General features: G+C 39.1%; 1 protein-coding gene. It reads left to right on the top strand.

Going from position 1 to position 1,039, the window contains the following annotated elements; genetic code table 11:
• Positions 1 to 969, top strand: a 969-nt coding sequence (locus EZH24_RS12455) for a sialidase family protein (protein WP_137999371.1), incomplete at its 5' end; no start/stop codon positions are given.
• Positions 970 to 1,039: the final 70 nt, after the last annotated feature.

Below are 1,039 nucleotides of genomic sequence, written 5' to 3'. Positions count from 1 at the left end.
AGCACGAATAACGGTAAGACTTGGTCTGCTGAAACAAGAATTACTCCCGAAAGCACATCTAAAAATGATGGTCATGGAGATGCGGGATTTATTTTAGACAGAAAAACTGGAAATATTATTTGCGTTGTAGCCGCTAATAATGGTTTTACGGCGTCTACTCCCGATGACCCTATCAGAATTAAAATAATAAAGAGCGTAGATAATGGCGAAACTTGGGGAACTCCCGTAGATATAACTCCTCAAATTTACGGTTCGGCTTGTAAAGACGCTACTCGAAAGACTTGGCATGCAGCGTTTGCAAGTTCGGGAAACGGAGTTCAGCTTAGAAACGGCAGAATGTTATTTGTTTTAACGGTTAGAGAAAGCGCTAATGGTATTTTTAAGAATTATGTAATGTATTCGGATGACGGAGGCGAAACTTGGAAAGTATCTAAAAATGCTCCTGAACATTCGGATGGCTCTGGCGGTAATGAGGCTAAAATAGTGGAACTTAACGATGGAAGTTTATTAATGGCTGCAAGACCAGGAGGCGTGTATCAAAGATATTTTGCGAAATCTACCGATAACGGCGAGACTTGGGGCGTGGCAGAACCTCGAAGCGATTTGCCTTCTTCGGCTTCAAATGGCGATATAATATACTATACTTCCACAAATAACGGTTGGGATAAAAATAGAATCATAACAATGTTTGATACCAAACCTTATACAGTCTCCACCCCGCCAGCAGACCCAATGATGTATTACAGTTATGATGAAGGCAAGACTTGGAAAGGTCGTTATACATTTAAAGGACAAGCGGGATATTCTTCATTAGCCATATTAAAAGACGGAAGTATAGGCGTATTGTTAGAATTAGGCGCTTCTTGGTCAGGTCCTATATATTTTACGAGGGCAAATATGAAAATGCTTACGGAAGAAACTGGTGATAATGATAGCGGACCATTTAAATTAGAGGGGGAAACTAAATAAAAACGGTTATAAATCAAACATAAGGACGGAGATTGTTAATGAAAAAATTACTCATAATACTATTATTCAT

Origin of the sequence: Brachyspira catarrhinii (assembly GCF_005518285.1) — a bacterium.
GTDB classification, from domain to species: domain Bacteria; phylum Spirochaetota; class Brachyspiria; order Brachyspirales; family Brachyspiraceae; genus Brachyspira; species Brachyspira catarrhinii.
The sequence above is the reverse complement of the archived record's forward strand: the minus strand, read 5'-3'. Positions and strand labels throughout refer to the sequence as shown.